Here is a 21,363-nt window from a genome sequence, read left to right on the forward strand (position 1 = left end):
CGCATGCCTCCTTGTTAACCGATGGCGGACTGTTCACGGTAAATGCCATAGAAATAAGCGGTTTGTTGGGGCTTAAGTCTCTTTTCTGAAAGCTCCATCGTCACAAGCTTTGGATGCTCAAATAAGGCAGGAGTTAGTGCCATCTCGCTTCGCGATTGGTTTTCGATGCGATACACATAGCCCGAAGAATCCTCTCCCTGATACTGCTTCACCAGGGTTACCTTTAAATGCTTATGGAGGTAAAACGTCGTGGGCTTCACTGGCACTTCCTGATAGCCCAGTGGCATTGTTCCCTCCATTAAAGCCGTCATCAAATCACTGCTCTGGTATTGCCGCTTTTCCTTCATGTCCACAAAATCAAATCCTCTCATCTTTTTAGAGACAAATCGGATGGTTTTACCCAAGTCTTCTATAGGGGATATAGTGGCTGAAAAATGATGGTTTCTATCGGTAGTGAAATACACTGTTAAGGGAATATGCGCTAAGGGCTTTAAGACCACAGCACCATCTAAGTCATCGTCATTCTCCTTATTTTGCTCTACGATGAAGGCGTGTTCAGGAAAGCTCACTTTAACGATTCGCTCCCCTTCCACATCAATGCGGTTAAAGTTTAGGGATGACAAAGACAGCGTAAATTGCTCCCCTTCTTCAAACTTAAAGGTGGCTACCGGAGTTGCTGCAGAAAGGCTTGTGGAAAATGCCATGCCCAGAACCAAACAATGAAGTGACTTCATGAATGCACCTCCTGAATTGACATCGGCCACATCATCCCTTGCTTATAAGAGAACTGGACTAAATAGACCTTCGCTTGAGGCTTCACCTCCAGTCCATGACTGGTTCGATTCAAGGTGCCTTTGATTTTGGCTTGCACATTAGAGGGATCAATTTCAATATCCTTTTCATAAAACACACTACTGATATTTTTTTCTTTCACCACACCGATTTCAGAATCTAAAATCTTCTTGAATGCTTCCTGATGAGATGCGGGAATTAAATGAACTAAGGTTGCGAATCGTGACTCAACGGTTTCTGGATTGTAGGTTAACCGCAGTTGGATGACCTTTTTGGTCATATCTTTAATATAGGATGGAGAGTAGGAAGCGTTCCCCAGGAAATACCCCTCTTCCGTACAGATGGGCAACCAATGCGTTTCTTTGTGTTTAACCACATAAAAGCAGAGCCCACCCAAAATAATCACAGCAAATGTCGCTGAAAATGCCCAGGCAAGAGTTAAGTTTAATAACACCCTGTTTTTCAATACCACATTGTCACGAAATATTCGGTTCATAAGGCTAGCCTATATAAATTCGGTGAGCAGAATTAGGAAATGTTCTAAAGATAGGGCTTGTCATTGCATGCGGTAATGACCAATAAATGATCCCGAGTAGAACCCTTAGCGGTAATCCCCCGAATTTAAAATGCATGATGAGACTTAAAACCGCACCAATGATGAAAAGCTGGGGAGCATATCCGATAAGTAATCCAATGCCCGTGAGCAAATACACGGGCAGTCCAGTAGTCAAGGGAATTCCGGCAATACGCGGCTCTTCTGACAACATAAAGGTGGTATAGTTATGAGACATAACTTAAACCCCAATGAGTAAAAATAATGAGTAGCGGTAAGCCCACAAATACCCAGGGGCTTTTGCTTTTCATCCAGGTAAACCCGGCCACCAATGTTTCTGCACCATATAAATAACCCGGTAAGTCCGAATTCTTTCCGAAAGTAGCACTGACATCACTTTTCATCCCACTAAGATAATTTTGCCCTGCTTCTGCATGGCCAGTACTGGTAAAACACAGCATAAGAAACCAACAGAAGACCAGAACAGGCATTGACCATTTTAAAAACTCATGGAGCTGAATGCTTTTCTCCCTGACCATTGCATTGATAGTCATAAATTGTTTCTTTTTCATTTTGATAACTTCCCATGTATCACTTCCAATTGGTCAATGATGTGTTTTACTTCTTCTATGTAGGGGATAACTAACGAAGAGAAATACACGCAGCTCCATGTCTCTGACTTCACGTGCTCCAGTGTTTTATGGACTAACTTAAGTGTTTCGGTTGCAGAATGAATTCTATTTTTTTCAATGTATTCCCCAGATAGTTTCATTACAGCACCAGCATGGCTGACATCAACCGAGCAATACTCCTTGGTGTTCGTAGCCGCCAATTGGCTTAAATTGTTTCCAAGGTATTTGCAATCAGTAGCCAGTTCTTCTTTGTCAACAGAGGCCGAATACACAGCGCCTGATAACACGATTGCCCCAATAAAAAGCATCGAATTTTTGTAAACATTCCTTCTCATTTTGAGTTGCCCTCCCTTTTTTAGGTAAAAAAATCCCCTGCCCTATTTTTTAGGGCATAATTAATTCAGTTTGTTTATTGTTTATCGAGCGACTTAAAAAATCCCGGAAATGACTTTCACTAGCCCCTGCTCTAAGGCTGGGCGTGCGTCAGCAAACTTTAAGTTGACCTTATCAGCATTCGACACGATTCGAACTCGATATTTTTTAAATGCACTGGTGTTTGAATAACTTTGAGAAGTCCCGCTAGAGGATCCATTTCCAATATTCGCCCTGAATTGCTCTTTGATTTGAACCCCTTTTCCTGCGTGCTCACTAATCAGCACATCCGTAATCATGGTGTAATTGACATCCTTTACTAAGGCATCCGCGGCTAAACCAATTACACCTCCAGCAAGCCCTCCTGCAATCATCCCGTTGCTTGAATTGGTAAAACTGCCTGCAGCAGTGCCTACTGCTGCACCTGCAATAGCTGAACCATAGCCCCCGCCTAATGCAGATTGGCTTGCAGCAATACTCATCTTACCAACCTTAAGCACATTCGCTTGTAAGAGATAATGGGCAGCCCCTGGATTATTCATCACCTTATAACCTTGAGAAATTAAGGCTGTTTTTAATTGGGGGGTAATATCCATGTCTTCATCGGCAGTAGATTTCACGGAAATATACACTGTTTTCTCAGCATTCGAGACGGGCTCTAGAAAAACAGTCTCGCTCTGTTTTGTGCTGACTTGTAATGATCCATGTTCGATTGCGGTTTGGGTTGCAGCACAGCCTGCTAGTGCCAAGACAGAACTCACTAAAAAAGCATTGGGTATTACTTTATTTTTTGCATTCATGATTAATCCTTTATTTCCCGAGCCTTATTTTTTTCAAATATTTCTAATCGGTGTACAGCCATTGACTTTGGAGCAGATATACCTACATCAACTTTTCCATCTACATTTTTAAGAATGGTGATACATATTTCATTCATGACCATGATGCTTTCGCCCACTTTTCTGGATAAAATCAACATTTCTATTTCATTCCTTGTTTAATGGGATCGCATGCTCTAACTCTGATATTGATCGGTATTTCTTTAAATGATCTTCCAATCGCAAAGTGGCTTCTTGAATCTTTTTTCTATTTGATCGACCACATGATTCTGACAAAAGACGATTCGCACTTTGCGATAGCCGAATTGTTATATGAACACTCCTGTAATTGTTATCCGATTCCAATTTCTTTTCCTTAAAAAAATAAACCTGTATTCGATTTTATAATTTCAATTAAAATAAATGGTGGCTGAACATATGTAAGAGGTAGGAAATAACTTTTGAAATTAATAAACATTTAATGTTATTATTTTGAAAGGCGCTTAGCTGCCTACCGAATAGGGAACGACTGTTTGGCGACTGTGTTCCCTGTTCTCCACTCTTCTATTTTTTTATTTTATAAATTTTCTTTTATCATTTATATAAGTAAAAATTACGTTCTTTAGATTATATTTGAATAACGCAAAATCTGATTAATTTGCGACTTTGTCAAATTCTTTGATAATGACTCTTGAAGCTTGTTTTTAATATTAAGGATGTAACCCTCAACTGTTCTGTGTGATATCTCCATTTCTTTTGCAATATGCTTCGAGGTATACCCCCTAGTTAGTAGGCGAGCACACTCAGCCTGCTTTCCAGTCAAATATAAATTATCTGATTCATTTAATAGAAAATATCTATTAATTTTTGTTTGCTCTAAAAACTCTTGCCTTATTTTTTCAGAGACATCCATATTATTAACTCGATTAAAATTTATATCTTGTTTAAATGGTAAATATATGCGATTTTGCTCCGCTTCTTTTATCAAAGAATGTGCTTTATCATTGAAGTAATGAATAAACCTCTGAAGTAGATCAATATTTCCTATATAAAAATTATTTATTGAATATTTATCTTTGCTTGATGCAAAAATGTATAAATAAGTAACATCCTCTCTTTTAATAATAAAGCTAATCCCATTATCGATATTAAAAAAATCTCTACCTTGAAGATATATAGGATCTTTACAATCTAATTCCGACCACAAAAAATAACCTTTCGGAAGTAAATGCTCTACATCTACAGCTCCAATAGAATTAAATAACGAATTTTTATAAAAATGAGCAATCCACTCTGGATTATTTGTCAATAACTCTCGGGAGCAATCACTATTGTATATTTTTATGTAATTGAAATATGTAATTCCAATTGATTCAAGTAAAGGATTAAATAGTTCCCGTATATTTGTACTACTAGTTAACGCATGATGCTTTTGTAAATTTATACCGTCCATATATAACCTTTATTAACTCATGCTAACGAAAGATTCTTATCCTCTCGAATCACAGGTTCATCTAATTTTGTTAACATATTTATTAATGCACAAACATTAGATTGCACTAAAGGAATAGACTTCTGTTCCTCTGTAAGAAACCCCTTTTTTTGACATATATTCAAGAAACTAAATAACGAATCAAAAAAACCATCTATATTTAGAAAACCTATTCTTTTATTGATCTCCCCTATTTTTATTGCATTCCATGTTTCTATAGCCTCTTCAAGAGTACCGATACCACCAGGCATTACGATAAAAGTATCTGCTAAATGTTGCATTAGTTTTTTTCTTTCTTGCATAGATTCAACTACATGCAGATTATCTAATATTTCTAGCGGTTTTTCCTTCTCAATGAGGTGACGCGTAATTACACCTATGACTTTACCACCAGACTCCTTTACGGTTTTGGCCAACAATCCCATCATCCCAAGACTAGAGCCGCCGTAAATCAAGGTAAGATCCAAATCAGCTATCTCGTTTCCGAGTTTAATAACCGCCTCTTTAAACGCGTCGTCATTACCAAAATTTGCACCCAAATACACACATACTGACTTCATCACGCAACCTTATTTTTTTGTATTTTAATATTATATTCAATGTAATTGGTAAAGATTATACGTAAAAAATACCTGTTTAATTGATTACCTGTTATGCTCGATGGCTAATGTACGCGCCGCGTACACTAAAGCTTATCTTCCAAATATTTACCTAAATATTCAGTGAAATTATCAATATCTATTTTTTTAATGATCGGCTTTGATAACGAAATTCTTCCCTCACTTGTGATTCTAAATAAAACCTCTCCTGTTTTCCCTTCATATACTCGCGATGAGTTTCTGTTTGTTTTAATATTCGACAAGTGCTTTTCAATAAACTTTTTGAGATTATCTGTTCCATATCCTTCTCTAATTTTTTGAGCACAATTCATAACAGCTGCTAAATATTCATCCCCTTTACTGCACATCAGAGACAAAAAAGCCGCTGTCTTAGGTTTCACTTTTGTCATATCTTCAACAGATTCCCAAACTTCTTTTGGCACTTTATTAAAAGACATTAGTTCACTAAAAGATGTCTTAGGTATATTCAATCTTCTAGAAAGCTCATTTTGACTAATGTTTAAATCAATCATTAGTTTCTCATAAGCAACAGCTAAAGAATAAGCTGATAGACTTTTTTTCTTGTTTTCACTTGTTTGAATTACCAGACAACCCGCATCGTCTTCTTTTGTTATAACCACTTTTAAATTCAAATTAGCAATAGTACATGCTCGCCATCTTCTTTCACCAGCAATAACTTCATACTCAAAATCTAAAGAATCTATCTTTCTAACTATTGCTGGTTGTAATTGTCCATTTTGCTTTATATCTTCTGCTAACTCGTCGATACTACCGAGTTCAAATCGATTTCTATCTGCATACTTCCAATTCCGACATTTTTTAGGATCAATCTCTAAAATATTATAATTTTCTTTATTCGCTAACTCTTCCTCTAATGATTCAATCTGCTCCTTTAGACTTTTATTTTCTTCTATTTCTTTAGTGGCAATATTTTTCCAATCTGACGCATTGTCCTTAATAATAGCTCCGGTTACAGCCTGTTTTCGAATATCAACTTTCATTCACTACCCCCTACGCCTTCAAAATAAAATCAATTACACCAAGGTATTCTTCAGCCACTCTAGAAGTTGGCTCATAATCTACAATTGACTGAGAAATGGCTGGGCTTTTACATTCCTTTACTTTTACACTCTTAGAAATAACAATAGGACAGAACTCTTTGGGATATGTTTCTTTTAAGCTGTTAATAATTGCGCTATCAAAGACGGACATGGGCTTTGACATAGAATTACCTACAATAGCTGCAACTTTTAAATTATCTGCAACTTTTCTCATTTTTAAAACATCTACCTTATCAAAAACATCTTGCATACCCCAACTATCATATAAGTCAATAGTAAAAGGCATCACAACTTTGGTTGTTGCAGCTAAAATCGCATCAAACCAAGGAGAGTCTGTAGGTATCCCATCACAAATTACTACATCATATATGGATCTATATCCTTCTATTTTTTCTTTTAATCTAAACAGCAGATCTTGTGGTGGGATTGCGTCCAAAACACCTCTCAATTCTTTCCCAGTAGCAATTACATCAAGGTGATCGTTATATTTAAAAGGAGTTCCACTTTTCCCAAGAAGGAGATCGCTCGTAGATAATCCAATGTTTGAAGGGGATTTGACTAAAGATAAACTCAAATGTCCTTGAGGATCTAAATCAATAGCAAGAACTCTTTTTTTGTAAGTATTAGCTAAAATAAGTGAAAAATTAAATGATTGTGTAGTTTTTCCTACACCGCCCTTATTTGTAATAATACTCCAAACATCTGCAGCTTTGTTCATTATTTGAGAATGAGTATTATCATCACCACCCTCGTTATTTATCCAGCTTTCCAATATTTTTAATGCTTGCACCGGTGCTTTTGTATAATATTTCTGCTCCCTACCCATCATCCATTTTTTTATAGTATTGACGGAATACCCAGTTATTTGAGATATATCCGATTGCTTCAATGAATATAAATCTCTTATCTTTTTTATTCTGTCATTAACGTCTAAATCTTGAATTGCTTCTGTCATCATGAATCCTCGCCATTGAACGGCCCTTTTAATGACCATATTGGTTTTAAATAAATCTGTTTTTAATTAAAATAATTTACCGCAGAACCATAGTAGTTCCATTTAGGAACCAATTCAATATCATTGACACCGCAAGTTCCTCTAGGATAAGATATTTTTTGAATTTTTCTGAATATGGCAATCTAATTAAGAGGAAAGATATAGAGAACAATTAGAATTTAATAGATAAGTGGCCATGACTAGTTTCGCAGACCAGTCATGGCTTATAACAATTAGCTTGGAACGAAGCTAAACACCAAAAACATCAAGGAATGAATAGTTCCATCGAAATTTTTGGATCCATCCACGGATTATTTTAGCTTTGTTCCCCTAAAAAAACAATAAAAACAATAAAGGTAAGGGATATTATCTATGGGGAACCTTTGTTCAATTTTTCACATGAGATTTAAAAGTCTCATGAAAGTTATTCCATCTGCCCGAAAAGCGCAGCTTGTGGATTATATACTGCTCGGCTGGCAAACCAGTACCTACACTTTAAAAAACTCAAGTAATAAATGGTTTATGAAGCCTTACGCTCAAATCGTAGAGGATACAGGCATCCCCAAAAGCACCCTGGAGCGATACATCAAAGAATTACACGAAGAAGGATTCATTGAAAGACGCCAGGCGCTCTATAGTAGAACCAGAGATCAGGGTGGCTTTGAAGTTAAAAAGGGCAACTACATTCACATTACCGATAAACTACTGGCATTAATTAAGCCCTCTGAACCTGCTTCCAATATTCCACCATCGGATATAAAAGATATTAACAACGATATCAATGCGTCTAATGAGGATAAGCATCAAAATCAGGACAAGATCAAACCAAAATGCAATAATGTTACTATAAATGAGGGGATCGATCCCCTCAAAATGAGGGGATTATATATAAGTGATCTTTATCCCTCTTCTTTTATTAATACTATTAGTTTTAAAAAACTAACTCGTTCTGTGGATAAACCCACACTACAGCGATTAAGCCAGCAATTCGATACTATCCAAAACTTCTTCTGTTCAGAAATCAAGGAAGAAATCCCTGATGAAGTCAAAAAACTGGTATTAGGCACGTTCTTCAATCTAAGTTTTACACACAAAAAGCAACTTTCATCTCCGAAACAACTGGCAGCGGAATATTTGTTTGTCCTGCTTAACAATGAATTTTATTTACCGGATGTGACCTGTTTTAAGCATCGTAATAACATCCTTTCAAAAATGATCCGGGAAAATCGCTGGCGAACTCCTAAGGGGTTCTATAAGCACTTTTACTTGGGACAAGATTTTAAAGACCAACAGGCACTGCGCGAAGAACGATATCAGCAGCAGAAAAATAACGAAATAAATTACGACTATGAGAGGATTGAAGAGCAAAAAGACGAACGACTTGCCCAGTTAGAAGCGCAAATGCTTGAAAAAAGCCTCTTAATTGAGACGTTGACTCAAAGTATTTATCAGCAATCCACTGAAGAAATGATTGTTTCGATTAGAGAGCGTATTCAAGAGATAAAACGCGAACTGGAGCAGCTATGGCAGCAACAGTTTTTAATTGAGCAAGAGAATGAACGGCAACCATTTAATCCCATAAAGCAGTGTGCATAAGTATGGGGGAACTGTAGGAAGCTGGAATCAGCCTACTTGGTGTTCTCAGTGGAAAGGTACTCAGGATTAAAGTGCTAAAGACTGGGCTAGAAATAACCATTTCATTTAGCCCAAGATCACGAGCCGTTCGTTTGTTTGATCCAGTCGTTTATCGCTTCAGTGCTGTCTTTAATGACAGTGATCGCCTGCTGATATAATGGTTCAAGCAAGTCACTTTGGCCCGCTTTCCAGTAGCGTTCCAAGTATTGGCAGGCTATTTTGATGCGGGTAGCGCCTACATACACTGCACCGCCTTTGATTTTATGGGCGAGTTGCTGGGTTTTTTCCCAGTTGCCCTCATCGTGCGCTTTTTGCATTAACGAAAAATCTTGGGGTAAGGAGTCCTTCACCATAAACGCCAACATATCAGCCAGCTGAGATTGGGTTCCGGTTGTCTTTAAACCTTCCTCAACGTCTAAGAGTGGAAACTCATTGAGCTGAAATAAATGCGCTTCTTCCTCTGGCAAGTCTGCGCGATAAGCAGCATTTCCAGCGCGGGGATCTGGGGATTGACGCCCCGGAATAAACGCCGTGACAATATCAGAACAATTTTTAGCCGTAAGCGGTTTGGTCAGTACGGCATTCATACCCGCATCGATACAGCGTTTTTTATTCTCATCGCCGGCATGTGCCGTTAAGGCAATAATAGGCGTATGCGTTTTTTTGGTTAATTCCTGCACGCGAATCGCATGCGTCACCTCGTAACCGTCTACATCAGGCAAGCCGATGTCCATCAGGATCAAATCATAGTGTTGCGTTTTCCATAAATCGAGCGCGGTCTTGCCGTCTTCTGCGATATCAACGGCACATTGAAGTTTGGATAATAATGATCGGGCGGCATGCTGTGCAATGATGTTATCTTCAACCACGAGTACTCGGTGCTCAGCGGATTCTACGGAGGGGCAGGGTGGTGGTTTAATTTGCTGTGCATACGTCGTTTCGTACAGTTGATCGACCAGCGAATCCTGTTCTTCCATGCCTAAATCATTATCGAGAAGCGGCTCCTGGAGAGGGATGACGCAGGTGAAGGATGAGCCCTTGCGAGGCTCACTTTTAACATAAATTTCACCGTTTAATTCATCCACAAATTGCTTCACTACCGATAAACCCAAGCCAGCCCCTTTATAAATGCCCTGGTAGGAAGGGGTTAAGCGCTTAAATTGAACATAGATTTCCTGCTGTTTGTCTTTGGGAATGCCCATGCCTGAATCTTCAACAACCAGCATTAACACCAATTGCTTCCCTTCCTGTTTAGCAAGATGCGCGGATAATTTCACAAATCCAGTATCCGTGAAATTTAAGGCATTGGCCACTAATTCAAGGATAATGCGATGAATACGCACCTTATCCCCTATGACATAACGGGGGATAGCTTCATCAAATTGTAAAGACAGCGATAATCGTTTCTGGGCGGCTCTCGCCATGTTCAATTTAATGACATGCTCTAATGCTGCTTTTAAATCAAACTTCTTTTTAAGCCTGGGGATTTCTCCTGAACTGACACGAATGGCTTCAAGCACTTCATCCAATAAATCCAATAGGGCATGGCTGGAGGCTACCAAGTTCTCAGAGTATTCTTTGATGTGGGGGTTATCCGATTCCATTTTAAGTAAATCGGCAAACCCTACAATACCGGTTAATGGGGTACGGATATCGTGGCGCATGTTCTCCAGAAATTCTGTTTTCGCCTGGCTGGCTGCTTCAGCGCCTTTTTTAGCTTCAATGAGTGATTTTTGCAGTTGTTCTATTTCGGTAATGTTAATGGATATCCCCATTATTCCTACCGTTTCATTATTTTTATTTTTTAAAGGCACTTTTTGAGATAGAAAAGTGGATTGAACGCCGTTGATTAACCCGGTTTCTTTGATGGTAACGGGCTCTCCGGTGCGCATCACTTCCCTATTGGTTTGATTCACTGTTTCGGCAATTTCTTTCCAGGGCATATCGTCGTTCGTTTTTCCAACAATATCCAATCGGTTACTAAGACCAATATTGTTGGCATGCTCCTGATTGCAGCCCAGATAGCGATTGTTTTGATCTAACCAATAAATATGCCCAGGAATATAATTCATCATGTGATGATAAAAGGATAATTCCTCTTCAAGCTCCCGAAGACGTTTTAGTAATTCATCCTGCAGTAGTCCGTTAGGATTATCGCTCATTTAGTCTTAGCCATTCTGACATAGTTTATTTTTCTAGCTAATTATAGTTCAGTTTCATTGAACAATAGTTCCTGATATTTACGGGGTGTTGGGTCATACAGGGGATAATAAGTAATTGAATCACAAAACACATGGTTTAAAAACAAAAGACTAGGGTTTTCAAAAGTGCATCCCTCTTTTTTTGCGAAATAAGCATGCTGATTAAACGCCTCCCATTCCTGTGTGATAGGGGCCTTGAATGCGCTGTTATTTTCATAGGCTTCCTTGTAAATACAGGGCGTGTTTCTTAGATTGCCTGAAAATTGAGGATGCGCTGCAAAATTCGCCAAAAGGATTTGTATAGGCGACTGTTGATTTAAACGATTAACATAGGTCTCGGGCCGTTCAACACCGTCTGGGTAGTTTACAATTCCTTCACAGATTATCGCCGCTTGACACTTATTATCGAAACGGGGTGTTAAGTAAAATTCTTTTTTGTCGAGGGATGGTGTAAACCCTAACAAGAGTTCATCATGATAGCGGTGCTTTACAAAACGAGAAACCTTAATGATGAGTGGAATATTGTGTTGCAAAGCGCTCAAAAGGATCACTTTGGCTGTTGGATACTGTGGAAGATAGCTGCGTTTATGATCGTCGTAACGAATGACTAACAATTCCATTAGTGCTGGGTTATCATACAGCTGACTATGTCTCTGAATAATTTGGCACGACATAAAGGACAACTCTTTCTGCGCACTGGAAACGAAAGACTTTATTTTATTGTGCACTAATCCAAGACCATTTAATGCCTCCAAACAGGTTTTTTCATAGAGCATAAACGACGAAGAGGGCAGTTGTTTTTTAGTCAGGGTTAGCAAATAAGACAACACGATAAATTTAACATCGAAAAGCAATTCATTATCAAACCCAAGATAGAGGCCATGTTCCTGAAGATAGCTCTCAATGGTTTGTCTTGTATGCTCATTGATTGGCGGTAATGCGCTTATTTTTTCAATGATTGTATTGAAGGATTGCATCACCGAATGCCAAACAGAGAAAGCGCTCGTATCGCGATACTTATTAGTCATATGCCATAAAGCAAATGCTCTAATGTGGCAAGCATTCTCACAAACCAGCGGGTCTAGGGCATTCAGCTCGTTGGTTATGAACAGGTGAACGGCTTCCTGGCAAAGCATGAAGAGGTTTTTCAATGTTTCTTTAGGAAAGTTAATCAGTTTATGAAGAAAGTCTTGAGGAAAGAGGTGCGAGAGATTTTGGGTCATAAATGTATTATCCATAATTACATGGACGATGATTGTACAAGAAATAATCATAAAAAGCAATATGTGATCAATTAATAAAGCGGGTTGTTTTAAAATAAATTCTAGAGTCGCACTGCCTGCGGAAAGAAATAAGGTAAACTTGATTAATTATCAATGAGATAGAGAAAATAATGTCTCTAAAGAAAACAGCGGAAAAAGTCAAGACTGGTTCTTCTTAAAAAAAGAAGATACAATGCATCTCCCAAATCTTTATCCAAAGCCAGGCTTTTGTGGATAAGTTTTTTTGAACATCGCTCTATAAACCCCTCTTTTATTGCTTTCCTCCTTCAAGCCCCTTGATTACAAAGGCTTATCGCGTATTAACGACAAGAAATCACGGTTTCACTTATCCACAAAATCTGTGGATAACGATGTGTATAGAATGTTAGAGCGCTGATAAGTAAAGGAAAAAAGCCACTGCCCAGACATTTTTTAATCTGTGTTGAGGCGAAGAGCACTATGATGCTCGTCTGCTTGCCAGATACTGGAGACGTTGGCATCTTTGAGGAGTTGATTGCCATGCAAATGCTCCCAGGCTGCATGGCGGCAGGCGATTTGCGATTCGACCGGCAAGGACTCAACGTCAATTCGTTCATCAGAGTCCATCACCTCAATGATATCGATACTCCCGTATCGTTTGTGCTGCCAAAGGACGTATGCTTTTGGCCAGTAATAGCGGAAATGAACGGTCACTTGTTTTCCATCCAAATGACAATCGGTTTGATGCAGAGACATGGTATTCACTCCTTAGAAAGACCACAGTAGGGTAGGGGAGTGTTTAATAAAAGACAAGACTGGAAAAATCGGCGCATTATCGTTAAGCTTCGCGCATGAAAACCGTATCGCTCTTAATTATTCTTTTATTTAGCCAGGTGTGTGATGCAGTACCGCCTACTAATTTCGCGCAAGCTAAAAAAATAGCAACGGCCGTATTTGAGTCACATCCCATCACCCTGTATTGCCAGTGCCATTACCAAAACAAGCAAATTGATTTGGCAAGCTGCCAGATGAATGCCGCCGCCGATAAAAAACGCGCCCTGCGCCTGGAATGGGAACATATGATGCCCGCCGCAAATTTTGGCCGGCAATTCGCCTGTTGGCGGGAGCCGCTTTGCCGACGTACTAACGGAACACCTTATAAAGGGCGGGCTTGTTGTGAAAAAATAGAGCCGCGGTTTCGTCAAGCGGAAGCTGAGCTTTATAATTTATGGCCGGAAGTTGGTTTGTTAAATCAGCTCCGTTCTGATTATCGCTATGCCGAGCTCCCTAATAAATCCAAAACCTACGGCTGTGAGTTTTACGTGGATAGCGCTACACGTCGGATTGAGCCTGCCGATGCGGTGAAAGGCCTTGTTGCCCGTGCAAACCTTTTTATGGCTGACCGCTATGGCATTGCATTAAGTGGCGCACAAAAACAATTATTTCTTGCCTGGCATCGTCAGTTTCCGCCAACGGCTTGGGAAAAAGAGTGGGCTAGTCAAGTGGCTGGTATTGAAGGTTATTCTAATCCCTGGATTGATGCGGCTTCTTAGACCATTAATTGATGATGGGTGTTCGTTTTTAAAGTCGGCTTATTGCCTTTTTGCGACAATTTGACAGCCCGTATGGCTTTACTATACTTAAAGTGTAGACAGAAGATCGCGAAAGCGAACTCTTTAGTCTGCATCAGAAAACCACCTCAGGGTGGTTTTTGTTTTTCTGTCACAAGCATTGGAGAAACCATGGGCTTAGGGCAGTATCGCGCCAAACGAAATTTTTCCCGTACCCGTGAACCTCCGGGCTGTGAATCTTTCACTAATCAGTTCCGCTTTGTTATCCAAAAGCATCAAGCCTCCCATCTGCATTATGACTTTCGCTTAGAGCTTCAAGGCGTTTTAAAAAGCTGGGCGGTGCCAAGGGGGCCGAGTTCTAATCCCGCTATCAAACGCACCGCTTTTCAAACAGAAGACCATCCATTGGATTACGCGGAATTTGAAGGGGAAATTCCAAAAGGGGAATATGGTGCGGGTACGGTAATACTTTGGGATAACGGCATTTGGGAGCCGCTCGATGACAATCCCATCGGCTGTTTCTATAAAGGACATTTACGATTTAGCTTACACGGTGAGAAACTCCAGGGGGATTGGGAGCTGATTCGAAGTGCCACAGAAAACACCTGGCGATTAGTGAAGATGAACGATGAGTTTAGTGACTTCAATCCCATCCCCATTGTGGACCGAATGCCTGCGAGTGTATTAAGCGGCTTAACGCTGGAGGAGTTCGCTGATAACCCACATGCGAAGCCACAATTAGTTCATCGAAGCGCAAAACAACGAATCGATGAGCGCCTGGCTCGGTTACACAATGAGGCGATGCCTGAGAAAATGTCACCTCAGCTCGCCACCCTGGCAGATATACCGCCAACAGGGGATGCCTGGCTTCATGAAATTAAATGGGATGGTTACCGGATGCTGGCCTTTAAGAAGGGCGATACGGTATATATCATGTCCCGCAATCACATCGACTGGACAATATCCTTTCAGGTGATTGCTGATAAAATTCGTCTGTTGCCATTTGAAAACCTCATTCTCGATGGCGAAATGGTCATTTTTGATGAATCCAATCGCGCGAGTTTTCAGTGCATGCAAAATGCCATTGATGCCGGTTCCCATTCACCATTTCGTTATTATTGTTATGACATGCCGTATTACCACAGTAAAAGCTTACTATCTTTGCCGCTTATTGAGCGTAAATCGCTACTAAAAGCAGTACTTCGCCAGGCACCAAGTGCTATTCGCTACAACGACCATATTATTGGCGAGGGCCGTGAGGTGTTCGCCAATGCCTGTCGTTTGGGCCTTGAAGGCATTGTGTCTAAATTAGCGGATAGCCCTTATCAGACCAAACGCAGCAAAAGCTGGCTTAAAATCAAATGCGTCAAACGCCAAGAATATGTTATCGCGGGATTTACACCGCCGCAGGGGGCCAGGCGTTATTTTGGCTCTTTATATTTAGGGGTTTTTAATGAGAAAGGGAAGTTGGAGTACAGCGGCAATGTGGGTACGGGGTTTACGGAAGCTTCGTTAAAAACAGTTTATCAGGCATTACTGCCGCTGGTTATTGAAAAAAATCCCTTCACCACCAATCCACCGGGTTGTCGCACCGCCACTTGGGTTAAACCGGAATTAGTCGCTGAGGTGGAATTTAGCGAATGGACTAAAGAAAGTAATTTAAGGCATCCGAGTTTTAAGGGGCTTCGGCGTGATAAGACCGCAAAGACGATTCACCGGGAAGAAACGCTTACGGTCTCGTTGCTTGAAAAGGTAGTACCTGAATCAGCGAAGCCATCTGAAAAATCCCGCGTTCGTCTGAGTCACCCGGAAAAACTTCTTTACCCAGAGGATGGGATTAGCAAACAGCAGCTGTATGATTACTATGAAGCGGTGGCTGAATGGATGTTGCCCTTCATTCGGGAACGTCCGCTCACCTTGTTACGTTGCCCTGAGGGCTATCAGCACTGTTTTTATCAAAAGCATCGAACGGCTTCTTCAAGCCCTGCCTTAAAACCGATACCCATTCAAGACAAAAAAACCCGGCAATGGGAGGACTATCTCACGGTGGAGGATGAAAAAGGGCTTTTAAGTTTAGTGCAAATGGGGGTATTGGAAATTCATCCCTGGGGCAGCACCATCGCTCACCTGGAACAAGCGGATGTTATCGTCTTCGATTTAGATCCAGCCCCCGATGTGGCCTGGAATGAAGTAGTTCTTGCGGCTCAAACCGTGCGCCATTATCTCAATACAATGCAATTAACCTCCTTTGTAAAAACCACCGGTGGCAAGGGCTTGCATGTGGTTGCCCCCATTCTCCCCGAACACGATTGGGATGCGATTAAACGATTTACCAAGGCCTTTGTCCAAACACTGGAAACCATCGCACCTGACCGTTATGTCAGTAACATGGCCAAGAAAAAGCGCCAAGGGAAAGTCTTCATCGATTATTTGCGCAACCAATGGGACACCACCGCCATTGCCCCTTATTCTACCCGAGCCCGCCCAAAAGCGCCGGTGGCAGTGCCGCTTCATTGGGATGAATTAACCGACCAGTTTGAGGATACGTTTTATACCCTTCACTCATTACTGAAACGGCTTCACACTTTGCGAGAAAACCCCTGGCAGTCTTTTTTTACGCTTCATCAATCCCTGGATTTGGATTGAAAAGCGGATTGTACCCTTTGTATCTGATTGCGGTCTTTGCACTACTGGCTTGCTTAGTCACTTAGAGCAAAGAAGGAGGCTTCCTCGGTGTCCGGTGACAATAGAAGGGTTTCGCATTGTTCAATCAATGCCTTTAAGGCCTCTTCTGCGGAGGGAAATGTTTCTTCTGCTTTTAAGTGGCGGTCGTAGTCAGTTCTATACAGCGCGTGACCTGATTCACCGGTTATAATCTCTTCGATGCGTTCTTTTTGAATTGAAATATCCAGTGGAAATGTGCCCTCATCGGCATCGTGCTGTGCTTGTGAAAGCCAGTATACTGTATCACCAATGCTTAACATCCTTGTTCTCCTTGTTATGGAAGCGTTTCTTTGCCTAAACGCTTGTCTTGATAGTGCCGACCTCGATTGAATTACTGCATTCGATAAAAATTGGAAAGTCGTTGCGTCGGATTGCTTAAAAGCGCCATCGCTTGTTGCTTTAAAGCGTTCAATGCGTCTTCTTTACATTTAAATACCTCATCCAGGCCAAAAGCGAAACGGGCAGTCACGATAGGATTTTGATGAGGGGTATGCGTGCGAATGTCTTGGATAGTCTCTTTTACAATCGCAATCGATAAAGGGAATAAACCAAAATCTGGGGTGTGTTGTTTCTGGCCTAGCCAGTACACGGTCTCGCCGATTTGCCATTCCATAGACACTCCTTGTCTTTAAAAGGAATTTTGCGGTACAGATAATGGTGGCTTAAACGCGAAAGAAAATCCAGTGCATGGATGTTTGAAATTGTAGGGCCTCAAAAATCATTCTGTCATGGAGGCATCAGTCGGCAGAACTTCAATGCAATCGTCCCCCTTATACAGTGCGGAATTCATTTTAGGCGTCACGGGATGGCAGACGAGCTCAACCGACTGTGGTTGATGGAGTAAGTTACTCACTTCCTCAGTGGAAAACGGGGCAGGGGAGAGCCATTTTGCTTGCTGGGTCTCGTTTAAAAACCAGGGCATTCGGTCATGGAGTTGACTGACCAGTTCATTGGGCGAGGTGGTCAGTAAGCAGCAGGAAGGAATAATCAGGTCTGGCTCAGGTTCAAAGCGCTCCCAAATGGCAGCGACCGCTAAAAGGGCATTGTCTTTCTGATGAATGTAATAGGGTTGTTTGACGGTTTTATTGTCTTTAGGGTGATGCTGCCATTCAAAAAAACCATTCATAATTAAAAGGCAGCGCCGGTATTTAATCGCTTGTTTAAAGGCCGGCTTTTCGGCGGCTTGTTCAGCGCGTGCATTAATGAGCAGCATTGATTTTTTGCTTTTCGCATACCAGGGCACAATGCCCCAGCGCATTTGCACGGCCTTTAAGCCTTCTTCAGTGGGAATAAGGCAAAGGGCGGCCTCCGTTGGCGCGACATTGCGACTTTGGGGTAAAGGCTCAACCGTTGTGACTTCAAATTGCTGTTTTAGTTTCTCGATATCGGTGTCGACAGAAAATCGGCCGCACATGGTAATTCCTCCAAAGACTCTTTAATCCTAGTCAACGGTGTTTTCCTTGTCCACTGATGGCCAGTTCCACAAATACCAGAGGCTAATCTTTGATCAATTAGGATGCCCTATAGTTCATCCATTATTTGGGGATTGTTTGTACTTAGTAATTAAATCCTTCAAAGTCTCTTCTAAAGTCCATTTGTGCTGAAAAGACGTTAGCGTGAGTAAGGTGTTAAGGTTAGGGCAACGTTGTTCAATATCCACATAATCGACCCCATAAGCCTCTTCATAAGGGATGTGAACAATTGTAGAGTTACTATTTGAGTAACTTTTTGTTAATTCCGCCAGATTATTGATAGAGATTTCTCTATTATTTCCAATATTGATACTCTTACCAATACTCGCAGGAGTATTGATAAGTAAATCAAGAGCCGCTACCACATCCCTTACGTCACAAAAAGAGCGGGTCTGATGGCCATCACCAAAAACAGTAATTGGCTCATTCTCACAAGCTTGTTTTATAAAACGTGGAACAACCATCCCGTATTGCCCTGTCTGCCTGGGGCCAATTGTATTAAATATTCGGGGTAGTATGACAGGTATATTTTTTTGATAAAAATAGGCGTACCCGATTATTTCCTCAGTTAGTTTACTTATGGAATAAGTCATATGGGAGTTTGTAAGAGGTTTCAAATTTAGGGAACTACTTTCGCACAGCCCTTTTGAATCACCATAAACAGCAGATGAGGAAACAATGACCGTAATAGGTTTTTTTTGAGCCTTATCGATTGCCTGTAGCAAATGGTTGCAGGCAATAATATTATTATTTATTACAGCGATTGGATCATGTAAGACTTTAAACATTCCAACCGATGCGGCTAGATGGAAAATCACATCTGCCCAACTCACTGTATCTTGCAAGTTTGGCCAAGTCAATAAATCGGTTTTCTCAAATGTAAATGAATGATGCTGTTTGAATTCATTGATATTTTCAATTTTTCCAGTGTCTAAATTGTCAACGCATACAACCTTATGCCCTTTTCCAAGATAGTATTGGGCAAGATGAGAGCCAATAAAACCGCAGCCACCAGTGATTAGTATGTTCATCTAGAATCCTTATTTCTTGGAACTATTTTAAATGCTGCTTATGTCAATATTGCTCTGGATTATAGGCAATGAAGCTGTTGAGAGCGAACTTGATTTTTTCCGCTTTTCTTTGCTTCATACAATGTTTTATCGGCTACTGAAATGATTTGCTCTACGTCTTCCTCTGGGCAGCTTGGGGACACACTCACGATACCAATACTCAGTGTAGTTGCATTCGACACTTCAGATTGAACTTTATTTTGTAATTTCTGGCATACTAGAATAGCGTCCTCCAGTGAGGTGTTCGACAGAATAGTAGCAAATTCATCTCCCCCAATCCGAAAAGAAGTATCATTTGCTCTCTGGGCAGAATTTTTTATGGCTGCAGCTAAATTCTTTAAAAACAAATCACCTGAGGGGTGGCCATAGTTGTCATTAAGTCGTTTAAAGTCATCAACGTCGATTAACACCAAGTTAATTGGATGATGATTGCGTTTGGCTCTAGCAAACTCTTCACTTAGTCTTTGGTCAAAATATCGCCGATTATAAAGGCCCGTCAGTGAATCGGTGATAGATAAACGCTTGATTTCAATAAGTGCTTCCTCTTTTTCTTTGGTTAATCGAATAGTGTTTTGTAAAATTTTAGATTGGGATTTTGCTGTAATGAGTAACATGAGAACAAATAAAGAGAACATCGTCGCTAAAATACTGTGATTAAATCCACCCAACCAATAGTTGTAAACGATTAGAGGTAAAAACATCGGTAATAAATACGCACAGTAGGCAGGAAGATAAACGGATAATGATGCGAGAGCTCCTGATGCCATTCCCCCGAGAACCAAGGTTATGATATTTTGGTTCATTTTTAAAAAGTAAGGATAAAATACTAGATAAGAGCTCCCCCACAAGGCACCCATTAGGAATGTCAAGGCCATAAAGATGTGTAGGGCTCGCTTTTGCTGAGGAAGATAACGCTTTGATTTAATACAATACTTACTATACAGCAAGCGTACTATGCTTAAAAAGATGACAGCAAGTAACCAGGTCATCACCCAATGAAGTGGTGCTTGTCGGTAGAGTAGATAGAAGGATATCAATACCGATAATAAGCCATTGAAAGGGATTGACCTAAGAGAGCTTTCCAGTAATAACAAAAAGCACTCGTCTTGTAGTGGAGAGCGATTTGGTTTCATGTTCTCTGCATTAACCTTTTTATTTTTTTAATTAATGTTACCGATGGATTATTTTCTATTAGAGTTAACTCCTATTATCAATTATAGCCTGTATACCACCTCGTTTCTTCGGCGGTGTTCTGGGTAAAGCATGGACGAACCGAGCTATTCATATCATTGTTCTTGTTCCAAAGGTTGACTCAAACAAGCTATCACAGGATGTTGTAATAAAAATAAACAAGTCGTTGCTACCCATTGCAAAACTATAGTGTTGTGATAGGTCTTTATTAAACCGGGGGCAGAATTTTTTAAAATTTCAAAAAGTGCATGAAGCTCAGTGTAGTGACTGAGGGAAACACTAAATAAACACTCCTCAACATGGAAAAAATCTCTATACGCTTGATTATTTAAAATCATAGTCCCTTCTGTATCACAGAGAAAGGCAGGATATGGGTATTCTTCAATGAAGTGCAAGCTCATAGTTGCTCTGGAGTAAGAGACTAAAGAATAAATAGTACTAATAAAACGAATGTTATACTAGATACACTCAATTGAATGATAGTATGGGTCTTGTACTGGTTTGAATTTACGGCCTACAAGAAGCTGGTCTGTATTTATTTGCTAAAGTTCCCCCGGTGCAAGTCCAAGTCAAATCACCATTTGCATTTAGAGTAGGCGTTAATAGGATGGTACCGCCTCCGGCAGCTGCTGTATAAGTAATTGTTATCACTCCAGTATTTGCTGCAATGGTGATGGAGGAAACGTTTGCCGTAGCGGCCGGCGAGACATACCCAGTAGCGGCTTGAGAGGTGGGAAGTGCATTTCTAGCTATTGTGGTTTCGGCGACTGCCGCTTTAGCAGAGGAGGCTAAACTTAAGCCCTCTGTCACTCGAGCGCGAATCGTATAATCTTGATAAGCAGGGATTGCAATAGCTGCTAAAATTCCTACGATAGCCACAACAATCATTAACTCAATCAGTGTAAATCCCTTATGTTTTTTCAT

Annotated in this window: 25 protein-coding genes; 3 read left to right on the forward strand and 22 right to left on the reverse strand. The window is 40.5% G+C overall.

Annotated features, from left to right (window positions below; all coding sequences use genetic code 11):
- Window positions 1-14: 14 nt before the first annotated feature.
- The 12 genes from traK to DYH61_RS15395 form a co-directional block, all read right to left on the reverse strand.
- Window positions 15-734, reverse strand: a complete 720-nt coding sequence (traK, locus tag DYH61_RS15340; RefSeq protein ID WP_058508452.1) for a type-F conjugative transfer system secretin TraK — start codon at window positions 732-734, stop codon at window positions 15-17.
- Window positions 731-1,288, reverse strand: a complete 558-nt coding sequence (locus DYH61_RS15345) for a TraE/TraK family type IV conjugative transfer system protein (RefSeq protein ID WP_058508451.1) — start codon at window positions 1,286-1,288, stop codon at window positions 731-733. Before DYH61_RS15345 ends, traK begins: the two co-directional genes overlap by 4 nt.
- Before the next feature lie 4 nt (window positions 1,289-1,292).
- The gene (gene traL / locus DYH61_RS15350) at window positions 1,293-1,583 is read right to left on the reverse strand and encodes a type IV conjugative transfer system protein TraL (RefSeq protein ID WP_058508450.1); all 291 of its coding nucleotides are present in this window, start codon (window positions 1,581-1,583) and stop codon (window positions 1,293-1,295) included.
- Window positions 1,573-1,917: a type IV conjugative transfer system pilin TraA gene (locus tag DYH61_RS15355; protein WP_233011637.1), complete on the reverse strand. Its 345-nt coding sequence runs from the start codon at window positions 1,915-1,917 to the stop codon at window positions 1,573-1,575. Before DYH61_RS15355 ends, traL begins: the two co-directional genes overlap by 11 nt.
- Window positions 1,914-2,312, reverse strand: a complete 399-nt coding sequence (locus DYH61_RS15360) for a hypothetical protein (protein ID WP_065236176.1) — start codon at window positions 2,310-2,312, stop codon at window positions 1,914-1,916. The genes DYH61_RS15355 and DYH61_RS15360 overlap by 4 nt, the downstream gene beginning before the upstream one ends.
- A gap of 93 nt (window positions 2,313-2,405) precedes the next feature.
- Window positions 2,406-3,149 (reverse strand): complement resistance protein TraT, encoded by a 744-nt coding sequence (locus tag DYH61_RS15365; RefSeq protein WP_058508448.1) that lies wholly within the window; start codon window positions 3,147-3,149, stop codon window positions 2,406-2,408.
- A gap of 2 nt (window positions 3,150-3,151) precedes the next feature.
- Window positions 3,152-3,328, reverse strand: coding sequence for a carbon storage regulator (locus DYH61_RS15370; protein ID WP_083499264.1), 177 nt, complete (start codon window positions 3,326-3,328; stop codon window positions 3,152-3,154).
- A 7-nt stretch (window positions 3,329-3,335) separates the two neighbouring features.
- The gene (locus DYH61_RS15375; RefSeq protein ID WP_083499263.1) at window positions 3,336-3,533 is read right to left on the reverse strand and encodes a TraY domain-containing protein; all 198 of its coding nucleotides are present in this window, start codon (window positions 3,531-3,533) and stop codon (window positions 3,336-3,338) included.
- Window positions 3,534-3,789: 256 nt separating this feature from the next.
- Complete coding sequence (locus DYH61_RS15380) at window positions 3,790-4,620, reverse strand: helix-turn-helix domain-containing protein (RefSeq protein ID WP_058508446.1); 831 nt, start codon at window positions 4,618-4,620, stop codon at window positions 3,790-3,792.
- 17 nt (window positions 4,621-4,637) lie between these two features.
- Window positions 4,638-5,219 carry an LOG family protein gene (locus DYH61_RS15385; RefSeq protein ID WP_058508445.1) on the reverse strand — a complete coding sequence of 194 codons (582 nt, stop codon included), beginning with the start codon at window positions 5,217-5,219 and terminating at the stop codon, window positions 4,638-4,640.
- Window positions 5,220-5,344: 125 nt separating this feature from the next.
- Complete coding sequence (locus DYH61_RS15390) at window positions 5,345-6,280, reverse strand: ParB/RepB/Spo0J family partition protein (RefSeq protein WP_058508444.1); 936 nt, start codon at window positions 6,278-6,280, stop codon at window positions 5,345-5,347.
- Between the two features lie 10 nt (window positions 6,281-6,290).
- Complete coding sequence (locus DYH61_RS15395; RefSeq protein ID WP_160037296.1) at window positions 6,291-7,298, reverse strand: AAA family ATPase; 1,008 nt, start codon at window positions 7,296-7,298, stop codon at window positions 6,291-6,293.
- A gap of 453 nt (window positions 7,299-7,751) precedes the next feature.
- Here DYH61_RS15395 and DYH61_RS15400 point away from each other — a divergent pair, with 453 nt between their 5' ends.
- Window positions 7,752-8,930 carry a helix-turn-helix domain-containing protein gene (locus tag DYH61_RS15400; protein WP_233011636.1) on the forward strand — a complete coding sequence of 393 codons (1,179 nt, stop codon included), beginning with the start codon at window positions 7,752-7,754 and terminating at the stop codon, window positions 8,928-8,930.
- Between the two features lie 116 nt (window positions 8,931-9,046).
- On the opposite strand, the gene DYH61_RS15405 is transcribed toward DYH61_RS15400, so the two are convergent.
- The 3 genes from DYH61_RS15405 to DYH61_RS15415 all read right to left on the reverse strand — a co-directional run bounded on the left by DYH61_RS15405 (window position 9,047) and on the right by DYH61_RS15415 (window position 13,167).
- Window positions 9,047-11,131, reverse strand: coding sequence for a response regulator (locus DYH61_RS15405; protein ID WP_115343326.1), 2,085 nt, complete (start codon window positions 11,129-11,131; stop codon window positions 9,047-9,049).
- A gap of 41 nt (window positions 11,132-11,172) precedes the next feature.
- Window positions 11,173-12,393 carry a hypothetical protein gene (locus DYH61_RS15410; protein ID WP_058508233.1) on the reverse strand — a complete coding sequence of 407 codons (1,221 nt, stop codon included), beginning with the start codon at window positions 12,391-12,393 and terminating at the stop codon, window positions 11,173-11,175.
- Between the two features lie 471 nt (window positions 12,394-12,864).
- Window positions 12,865-13,167 (reverse strand): hypothetical protein, encoded by a 303-nt coding sequence (locus tag DYH61_RS15415; RefSeq protein ID WP_058508232.1) that lies wholly within the window; start codon window positions 13,165-13,167, stop codon window positions 12,865-12,867.
- 95 nt (window positions 13,168-13,262) lie between these two features.
- On the opposite strand from DYH61_RS15415, the gene DYH61_RS15420 reads away from it, so the two are divergent.
- Window positions 13,263-13,964, forward strand: a complete 702-nt coding sequence (locus tag DYH61_RS15420; RefSeq protein WP_058508231.1) for an endonuclease — start codon at window positions 13,263-13,265, stop codon at window positions 13,962-13,964.
- 189 nt (window positions 13,965-14,153) lie between these two features.
- On the forward strand, window positions 14,154-16,628 hold the full coding sequence (ligD, locus tag DYH61_RS15425; RefSeq protein ID WP_058508230.1) for a DNA ligase D: 2,475 nt from the start codon (window positions 14,154-14,156) through the stop codon (window positions 16,626-16,628).
- Window positions 16,629-16,681: 53 nt separating this feature from the next.
- On the opposite strand, the gene DYH61_RS15430 is transcribed toward ligD, so the two are convergent.
- The 7 genes from DYH61_RS15430 to DYH61_RS15460 form a co-directional block, all read right to left on the reverse strand.
- Entirely contained in the window at window positions 16,682-16,966 is a 285-nt protein-coding gene (locus tag DYH61_RS15430) for a hypothetical protein (protein ID WP_058508229.1), read from the reverse strand.
- Window positions 16,967-17,037: 71 nt separating this feature from the next.
- A complete protein-coding gene (locus tag DYH61_RS15435; RefSeq protein ID WP_058508228.1) occupies window positions 17,038-17,319 on the reverse strand; it encodes a hypothetical protein in 282 nt (93 codons plus the stop codon).
- Between the two features lie 105 nt (window positions 17,320-17,424).
- Complete coding sequence (locus DYH61_RS15440) at window positions 17,425-18,120, reverse strand: SOS response-associated peptidase (RefSeq protein WP_058508227.1); 696 nt, start codon at window positions 18,118-18,120, stop codon at window positions 17,425-17,427.
- A 114-nt stretch (window positions 18,121-18,234) separates the two neighbouring features.
- Window positions 18,235-19,209 carry an NAD-dependent epimerase/dehydratase family protein gene (locus DYH61_RS15445; RefSeq protein WP_058508226.1) on the reverse strand — a complete coding sequence of 325 codons (975 nt, stop codon included), beginning with the start codon at window positions 19,207-19,209 and terminating at the stop codon, window positions 18,235-18,237.
- A 59-nt stretch (window positions 19,210-19,268) separates the two neighbouring features.
- Complete coding sequence (locus DYH61_RS15450; RefSeq protein ID WP_218564196.1) at window positions 19,269-20,237, reverse strand: GGDEF domain-containing protein; 969 nt, start codon at window positions 20,235-20,237, stop codon at window positions 19,269-19,271.
- Between the two features lie 297 nt (window positions 20,238-20,534).
- Window positions 20,535-20,840: a hypothetical protein gene (locus tag DYH61_RS15455; protein ID WP_058523797.1), complete on the reverse strand. Its 306-nt coding sequence runs from the start codon at window positions 20,838-20,840 to the stop codon at window positions 20,535-20,537.
- Window positions 20,841-20,946: 106 nt separating this feature from the next.
- Window positions 20,947-21,363 carry a pilin gene (locus DYH61_RS15460; RefSeq protein WP_058523800.1) on the reverse strand — a complete coding sequence of 139 codons (417 nt, stop codon included), beginning with the start codon at window positions 21,361-21,363 and terminating at the stop codon, window positions 20,947-20,949.

The organism is Legionella quinlivanii (assembly GCF_900461555.1).
Lineage (GTDB): Bacteria > Pseudomonadota > Gammaproteobacteria > Legionellales > Legionellaceae > Legionella_C > Legionella_C quinlivanii.